This is a genomic window from Mesorhizobium sp. P2_D1 (assembly GCF_056404455.1).
The window spans coordinates 1-7,408 of sequence record NZ_JBFUDZ010000101.1 but is presented as its reverse complement, the minus strand read 5'-3'; the positions used below and the strand labels follow the sequence as shown (position 1 = coordinate 7,408).

Sequence of the window (7,408 nt, the reverse complement as noted above, 5' to 3'; positions counted from 1 at the left end):
GACCTCGCGCGCCACGCGGGTGACCTCCGAGGCAAACGAGTTCAGCTGATCGACCATCGTGTTGATGGTGTCCTTAAGCTCAAGGATTTCGCCTTGTACCGCCACGGTGATCTTCTTCGACAGATCGCCCGAAGCGACCGCCGTCGTGACCTCGGCAATGTTGCGCACCTGACCGGTCAGATTCTCAGCCATGGAGTTGACGTTGTCGGTGAGGTCCTTCCACGTGCCAGCGACGCCGCGCACTTGTGCCTGACCGCCGAGCTTACCCTCGGTCCCAACCTCACGCGCCACGCGGGTCACTTCGCCAGCGAACGAGTTGAGCTGGTCAACCATGGTGTTGATGGTCGATTTCAGCTCAAGGATTTCGCCCTTCACATCGACCGTGATCTTCTTCGAGAGATCGCCCAGCGCCACCGCGGTCGTGACCTCGGCGATGTTACGCACCTGGCCCGTCAAGTTTTCGGCCATAGAATTCACATTGTCGGTCAGATCCTTCCATGTCCCGCCGACGCCCTCGACGCGCGCCTGGCCACCGAGCTTGCCTTCTGTGCCGACCTCGCGAGCCACGCGCGTTACTTCCGACGCGAAGGAATTGAGCTGGTCCACCATCGTGTTGATGGTGTTCTTCAACTCGAGGATCTCGCCCTTAACGTCGACGGTAATCTTCTTCGAGAGATCGCCCGAGGCAACCGCGGTGGTGACCTCTGCGATGTTGCGAACCTGTCCGGTCAGGTTGGTCGCCATTGCGTTGACGTTGTCCGTAAGATCTTTCCACGTCCCGGCAACGCCTTTCACGCGCGCCTGGCCGCCAAGCTTGCCTTCGGTGCCGACCTCGCGTGCGACGCGTGTCACTTCCGAGGCGAAGGAGGCCAGCTGGCCGACCATGGTGTTGACGATCTTGCCGATGCGCAGGAATTCACCGCGCAGCGGTCGGCCGTCGATTTCGACCATCATTGTTTGGGAAAGGTCCCCCTTAGCGACCGCGCCGATGACGCGGGCAACCTCGGCTGTCGGCTGAACCATGTCCTCGATCAGATCGTTGACCGACCTGACGCTGGACTCCCAACTCCCAGTGGCGTTTCGAACGCGACCGCGCTCGCCTATCCGCCCATCCTTGCCGACGACCCTGCTGAGCCGCTCGAACTCACGCGTCACCTGATCGTTGAGATCGACAATTTCATTGAAAGTCTCTGCGATCTCGGAATCCAGACCTTCGTAAACGTTGTCCATGCGAATTGAGAAGTCGCCGCGCCGAAAGGCTTTCAGAGAATTCAATATGCTTCGACGGTCCAACTGCTTTTTGGATGCCTGCACGGTCACAGCGCCACTCCCAGCCTTGGTGGATTCTATGTTGGATGAAAATGCCCCCGCGGCGAGATGGTGCACCCCACCGCAACGCCGAAAACGTACCAGTCTGGATATGGTTCCATGTTGGTTGTCAGGCTTCGAGCTTTCGATGCTGAGCCGTCAGCAGCCTGCGCTGTCCCGACGTGAGTCATCGGCTTCATCACGTCACGGACGGCCAAGGACAAGCAAAAGCGCGGTCATCGTTGCGCTGGCGCACGCAACCGCTATCAGCGCTACAACGCCACCGGAGTTGGATTTTCGCTTCGCGCGAAAGGGAACCTCTGTTGTGGGCGAAGCACTGTGAACCAGAGCGTCCAGATCGGACCGGCTGCCGTGTCGAACGGAATAGGCGCGAGTGAATTCGGCTCCGAGAAGAAAGATCTCCGATGAGTAGTAAACCCAGAGGAGGATGACGAGCAGTCCACCGGCGGCACCATATGAGGATGCGATCGCACTGGTGCCGATATACCAGCCGATAAGTGACTTTCCGAGCGTGAACAGAGCAGCGGTCACAACAGCACCAATGGCTACATCGCGCCATTCTAGGGTCCGATCGGGTAACACTTTGTAAATTGCGGCGAACAACGCCGAGATCAGGAAAAACGAAACGATGGCGTTAATCACGCCGAGTACGATGGTTCCAAACGGCAGATAGGCATTGATAAAATTGCCCAGAGCCGAAATGGCGGCACTTGCAATAAGAGAAACCAGCAACAGGAAGCCGAGCGCGGCCACCAAGCCCAGACTGGCGGCGCGGGCCCGCATCAGACGCGACAAGGAACTGCCTTGCGGCTCGACCTTCCAAATTGTGTTCAGCGATTGCTGCATTTCGCCAAAGACGCCAGACGCGGCCACCAACAAGGTGACTAGCCCGATTACTGTAGCCCAGGTGCCGTACAGCTTGCTCGATGCACTCTCCAGCGCGGTCTGAAGGAGATCGGCGCTTTCTGGCCCCATCAGTCCTGAGATTTGGGCAGACAAGGCCACTTGTGCGGCATCATGACCGAAAGCGAGACCCGCGATAGCGACCACAATCAGCAGGATCGGCGCCAGCGACGTGGCGGCATAAAAAGCCATCGCAGCACCATGACTAAGAGCATTGTCGTTGATGAAGCCGACTACGCTTTCTCGCACCAATTGCCACACATTTGCGAACGAGGGCTTCACTTTAAGTCCGTAGCCAGGTGAGTTTAAATAGCGTCATTAGAATGCGCCAGAACTCCCGATGTTCCGAACGGGTCGCGCCATTGGGTGCGACCGCTAAAATGCGCAAAGCCAGGAGGTGCTCTGGCTTAATCGGCTGGCTTTTCAACAGTATCCTGCATATCGCCCTTGAAGTTAACTTTCGTGCGTTTCTGCACCATAGACGCGAGGTCTTCGGCATCCCAATTGGTCAGCCGAATGCACCCATGCGAAAAAGTTTTGCCGATCTTGCCTGGTTCGGGCGTGCCGTGAATACCGTAGCTCTCGATTGAGAGGTCGATCCAGATCGACCCCACGGGATTATTCGGGCCGGCAGCGATGGCAAAAGGTCGCTTGGTCTTGACCCCCTTGAAAGCGAAGTCCGGATCATAGTGATAGGTAGGGTTGTGCACCACACGTTTGACCTCCGCCGTGCCGCTCGGCGCCGGCTTCTCGCTGCTTCCGATTGATGCGGGGTAAACGGCTATCAATTTGCCGGCTGGATCGAGCACGCGCACCAGGCGAGCGTCCTTGTCCACCTCAACGCTGATAACGGCAACAGGAGGACCGCCCCGGCCGACATCGGGTACCGTCAAGATCACGCCGGCCCTTCCGAAGCCGGCGCGGGGATTGAGCCTTCTCAGCAATTGTTCGCTAATATGGAAGCGTTCCGCCAGCTTCTCTACCGCGTTGCGATAGCCCAGCCACGGCAGACCGGCCATCCTCTCCATGCGGGCCGGAATCCGCCTGGTAAAGGGCCCGCGTACATCCTTGGGTGTCAATTCGTAGGTCACCAGGACGGGGTTGGCGGAGGTCGCCATCAGCTTGTTCCAAGTCTCCAGGGAGAGCTTGCCATCGGAGGGAAAGGCATCCGCCGCGCGCTCTGCTGCGAGCCGCTCGCAGTCGGCGAAGAAAGCTGCGGCCACGCGCAAGCGGAATGGCGAACATCGAGCCCATTGACCGCGACTTGAACCCCTCGAAAACTCGGCGCCCCTTTGATTGACCACGCCCGATCGGTCGACGATCCAGTTCAGGCGTATTTCAAACCCAGTTCGAAAGAACCGTCTCCATCTCCACGGTCTCGACCTGCTGTGCGAACCTCTGGTGATAGACGGTGAGCAGTGCGTCATGCGTTGCATCTGAAGAACTGCACAGTGCGTCTGTGACTAGGACCACGCGATAGCCGAAATCGATGGCACCGAGCACCGTTGCCAGAACACACACATCGGTTTCGCCGCCGGTGATGACTAGCGTGTCAGCGTGCGCGAGGACATACACGGACGGCGCGTCCCAGGCGCCGAGGGTATCTTGCCGCCTGTCATCTTGAGTGGCGACCTCGGTATGCCCTCGCCTAAATCGTACTACCGGGCGTCACCTTAGCTGGAAAAACTTCCTCAACGCCAAAGCGGGGGACCAACGAAGCCAATAGCCCCCGCCAAATCGTGTTCTACATCCCTCCGAAAAGGGTCAAATGGATTTAGCTGTCTCAGGTGACCTCAGTGCCACATCCTCTCTCTGAGCCATCTGAAAAACCTGTTTTCATTGATCGTCCGGCGCACTCTTGCAGCAGCCCATTGCCCTCGCATCGTGGTCCCGACATGACAACTGCAGACGATATCGTGCAATTGCCAATCTGTCAGGTCGAAGAAGCGCTTTGCTTCCCCATAGGTATCATTCTTCAGGCCCAGTGAACGCAGTATTGGATCCTCGAAGGCCACCGTGATCGGCGAGTTCTCACTGCGTACTGCGTCGCGGTCTTCCCCCCTCTGATGCTCAGTGCCGGTAAGCGCTCCTAGGCGCCGCTCGGGATGTTCTTCCAGCAGGTCTGCCCAGCGCTCCATGCGCTGCTGCCGGGTCATGATCGGGTATGTCGAAAAGGGTTCCACTTCTGCGATTGTCTGCAGTTGGTCCAGGGTTTGGTGTTTCATAATCGGCTCCTTTGATCGAAGTCCCCTTCCCAACAAAAATTATCGCGCCCGGACGCGCTGACAAGAGCAGGCAGACGGCATCTCAACAGACAATCGCGGTTGCCAATTTTGACTGACACTTCGCATTGTGGGGCAGTCGGAGAAAACTCCTTAGCCTCGCAGGCGGGACCGTCGATTCATCCTTCATCGTTTGGAAAAGATCGCCCTTGGCGCCCGCGCCGATGACGCGGGCTACGTGCGGCTTCACGGCCCAGAGCGCTGGTACCGGCACGACTACGAAGACAGCTAACAGAATGGGCCGACAAAATCCGAGCCAGCGGCGCAAAGAGAGCCTGGGTTTATTTCAACAACGACTATGAGGGCTTTGCGCCGAAGAATGCCCTTGCAATGCGACGCTTGCTAAGGAAACAAACCTCAGACTGCGCTTCCCGTTGCCAATCCGGAAATCCGCCCCCGTGAGTAGCCAAAGTGCGACTGCCATGAGCCAAGGTTGCGCGCCAGGTCCGCATAATTTGCAGCGTCGCTGGACGGTTAAATGTGTGATCTAGGAAGGCGTCCTCATTCCGGACAGCACCTTCTTCTTCATCGATTATCCAGCAAACCTGCCAGGAAGGCGCGTTGAAGCGCTGCGAAATCTGAGTTCTGCACAGCGTGCTGGAAAAAGCCGCCATGATGTTGAGGATTTACTCGGGGCGGTCGCCACCATCGCTCGCACCCCTCATGTAATCGCTAACCGCAGCCATAACCGCTAGGAACGCAGCAGAGTATCTAGCGAATCCGAAGGCCTGAGCCGCCACAAGCTTTGCGCCATGCAAATGCTGACTGAAAAATTCGGAGGCTGCTTCCTGGACTTCGCCCGACGCTTTCCCGAACAGCTTACGTTCCGTTGCGGTTGGATCAAACGACCGGGCAATCACGTGGCCAATCAACAACCCTCCAACTGAACCGGCGAGCACCTTGGTCCGAGCGGCGTTGGTGACGGGCTGTCGTGAGGGTTTCGCCCTTGGAATAGTCGCCCCGCCCGGGCCATCCGGTGCCAGATGTGTTTCAGTCGCCCAAGGAAATCCATTGGGGTTCGTCGGCGGTTTGCGGCTGTCAACACTTCTTCTGCCCGCATCAAATACCGCCACCGCGCCGAGTGCTACTGCAGCCGCAGTGCCGCCGTTTTCTTTGATGGCGTCTGACACACCACTCACCGCCTCGGCTACCTTGTCCTTGGCATACCGCGTAGTCACGTCGACCAAATGCCGGGGTTGCAAGCGGCGGCTTATTTCACTGACCGGACCGAACAGGGCCTGACGTTCGGCCCTGCTTTGCGCCATGATCTCGTGGAGGTCATCGTTGTGTGGTGCCATAGCGTATCCCCTGCTTCAATGCGGCTATATCGCTTCGCACCTGATTTACGGTCTCGACGGGAGTGATGGTCCAGCCGATAAGCGCCCGCTTCGCCAGGTGAAGGGAGAGYAAACCTCCGCCAAACAAGACGATGCCAACTGCCAAGCAGGCGACTATGGGGCTGATGCCAAGATGGATCATCACCAGAATCAAGAATTGGACCATGGCAAACGATGCCAAGACAAACAGGGCAACAGCCGCTATCCCACAGGCGCCGGACGAGACGATTGTGGAAGTCTTGCTCTTCATTTCCGCCTCTAGCAGGCGCAAATCCAACCGGATCAACGATGCGAATTTTTCGAGCGCCTCGTTGACGATGCTGCCGAAGGGCCGGCGATCGATACCATCGTCCATCTAAGCAAGCCTCTCAGGAACGATCCGAGCTTCGCATGAGGCGGGTCAGCATCACGCCGGCGAGGATCCCGACTCCAAAGAACGCCGCCGGTTGGCGCTGCGCGAATTTCGTAACGGAGTCGAGCAGTTCGCCGACGTTGCGGTCTCTGACGTCGGTGGAGATTCGTTCCACACCTTCCGCTGCACTCCGCACCATGCTCGCGACCTGAGGCGATTGTTTTTCGATCCCGTCAGCGGCCTCCTTGACGGAGTGCGCGATGTTGGCAATCGCATCGGCTCCGGCAGTCTTGTTGGACTCGACCGCTTCCTTGAACGCACCAGCGGCGTCGGAAGCGACAGAGCCGGCATAGTCCTTAGCGTCGGTCGACACTGAGGCCGCAGCGCTTTTCAGGTGGGCGGCTGTCTCGGCCGCGCTCGTCTTCAATTTGCCGAGCGCCTCCTTGCTTTTGCCGGCACGGTTGGCATCAGCTTGCCATTGATTCTCGTTGGACAGACCCGATCCGAGAAAGTCGTTTGTGTCTGACGTGTTCACGATGTTTCACTCCTGTTGTGTAGAGTGGAACTTCGCCACAAGCCTGCGGTTCCTGCGTTTGCAGAATAATCCTGTTGCGCCTGCCCAACGCCGCGAACGGCATTGGAGGCGGTCCTAACGTCTAACCAATCACCTCTGTCGGAAATGACATCGCGAGCAATCGACAAGGCTTACGCAGCGCTTTTTGCGAGCTCGCCAACTGGTGCAAATCAATCCGGGGCGGAAGGATCTAACATGAAGCGGGTATCGGCTCGCCACCGTCAATTTTTCAGAGGGAGTGCTCGACCATTCCCAGCACCAAGAAATCCTGGCCACGGAAGAGCCGTGCGTCATGCGACCGGGCTGAACGATCTGGCGCCTTTCTCGTTGGCGCACCGTCACATCTCATCAGTGGAATCACGGGGAACAAAGCTCGGCCGTCTTCGATACGTGATAGGGCCCGCGCCAAGGAGGGACCGATGGCGCGGGCCGGCCGATGTTTGCACATCAGCCTGCGACGGAGCCAAGCAGCGGCATCCGAAGCACTAATTCAACTATCCGGAATTGCTAATGTTCCGCCTTCGCGATTCTCGCCAACCAGCATTCCCTCTAACTGGCTCGCGTCACGATCGACGCGAGCCAGGCCGAAAAGCTCTACTTGCCAAGAATTATGCGCTGCTTGTCGCGATTC

The 7,408-nt window shown here is 58.2% G+C and carries 8 protein-coding genes and 2 pseudogenes; 2 read left to right on the top strand and 8 right to left on the bottom strand.

Annotated elements, in window-relative coordinates; all coding sequences use genetic code 11:
* From AC1D0I_RS31880 to AC1D0I_RS31870, 3 genes are all read right to left on the bottom strand, one after another.
* The coding region (locus tag AC1D0I_RS31880; protein ID WP_477400090.1) for a HAMP domain-containing protein at positions 1-1,266 on the bottom strand (1,266 nt) is incomplete at its 3' end.
* Positions 1,267-1,512: 246 nt separating this feature from the next.
* Entirely contained in the window at positions 1,513-2,514 is a 1,002-nt protein-coding gene (locus AC1D0I_RS31875) for a YihY/virulence factor BrkB family protein (RefSeq protein ID WP_477400087.1), read from the bottom strand.
* Between the two features lie 125 nt (positions 2,515-2,639).
* Positions 2,640-3,251, bottom strand: coding sequence for a L,D-transpeptidase (locus tag AC1D0I_RS31870; RefSeq protein WP_477400089.1), 612 nt, complete (start codon positions 3,249-3,251; stop codon positions 2,640-2,642).
* A 139-nt stretch (positions 3,252-3,390) separates the two neighbouring features.
* On the opposite strand from AC1D0I_RS31870, the pseudogene AC1D0I_RS31865 reads away from it, so the two are divergent.
* Positions 3,391-3,489: pseudogene (locus tag AC1D0I_RS31865) on the top strand (plasmid stabilization protein); the annotation flags it as partial.
* Positions 3,490-3,570: 81 nt separating this feature from the next.
* On the opposite strand, the pseudogene AC1D0I_RS31860 reads toward AC1D0I_RS31865, so the two are convergent.
* A pseudogene (locus AC1D0I_RS31860) lies at positions 3,571-3,786 on the bottom strand (cysteine hydrolase family protein); the annotation flags it as partial.
* Positions 3,787-4,025: 239 nt separating this feature from the next.
* Positions 4,026-4,457, bottom strand: coding sequence for a hypothetical protein (locus AC1D0I_RS31855; RefSeq protein ID WP_477308048.1), 432 nt, complete (start codon positions 4,455-4,457; stop codon positions 4,026-4,028).
* 258 nt (positions 4,458-4,715) lie between these two features.
* Between AC1D0I_RS31855 and AC1D0I_RS31850 the strand changes: the two genes are divergently transcribed.
* Positions 4,716-4,916 (top strand): DUF72 domain-containing protein, encoded by a 201-nt coding sequence (locus tag AC1D0I_RS31850; protein ID WP_477400088.1) that lies wholly within the window; start codon positions 4,716-4,718, stop codon positions 4,914-4,916.
* Positions 4,917-5,140: 224 nt separating this feature from the next.
* Here the strand turns inward: AC1D0I_RS31850 and AC1D0I_RS31845 are convergent, their stop codons facing one another.
* From AC1D0I_RS31845 to AC1D0I_RS31835, 3 genes are read right to left on the bottom strand one after another with little or no spacing between them, the layout of a single operon-like run.
* Positions 5,141-5,812: a hypothetical protein gene (locus AC1D0I_RS31845; RefSeq protein ID WP_477400086.1), complete on the bottom strand. Its 672-nt coding sequence runs from the start codon at positions 5,810-5,812 to the stop codon at positions 5,141-5,143.
* A complete protein-coding gene (locus AC1D0I_RS31840) occupies positions 5,793-6,206 on the bottom strand; it encodes a phage holin family protein (RefSeq protein WP_477226452.1) in 414 nt (137 codons plus the stop codon). The genes AC1D0I_RS31845 and AC1D0I_RS31840 overlap by 20 nt, the downstream gene beginning before the upstream one ends.
* 13 nt (positions 6,207-6,219) lie before the next feature.
* A complete protein-coding gene (locus AC1D0I_RS31835; protein WP_477226451.1) occupies positions 6,220-6,738 on the bottom strand; it encodes a hypothetical protein in 519 nt (172 codons plus the stop codon).
* Positions 6,739-7,408 lie beyond the last annotated feature (670 nt).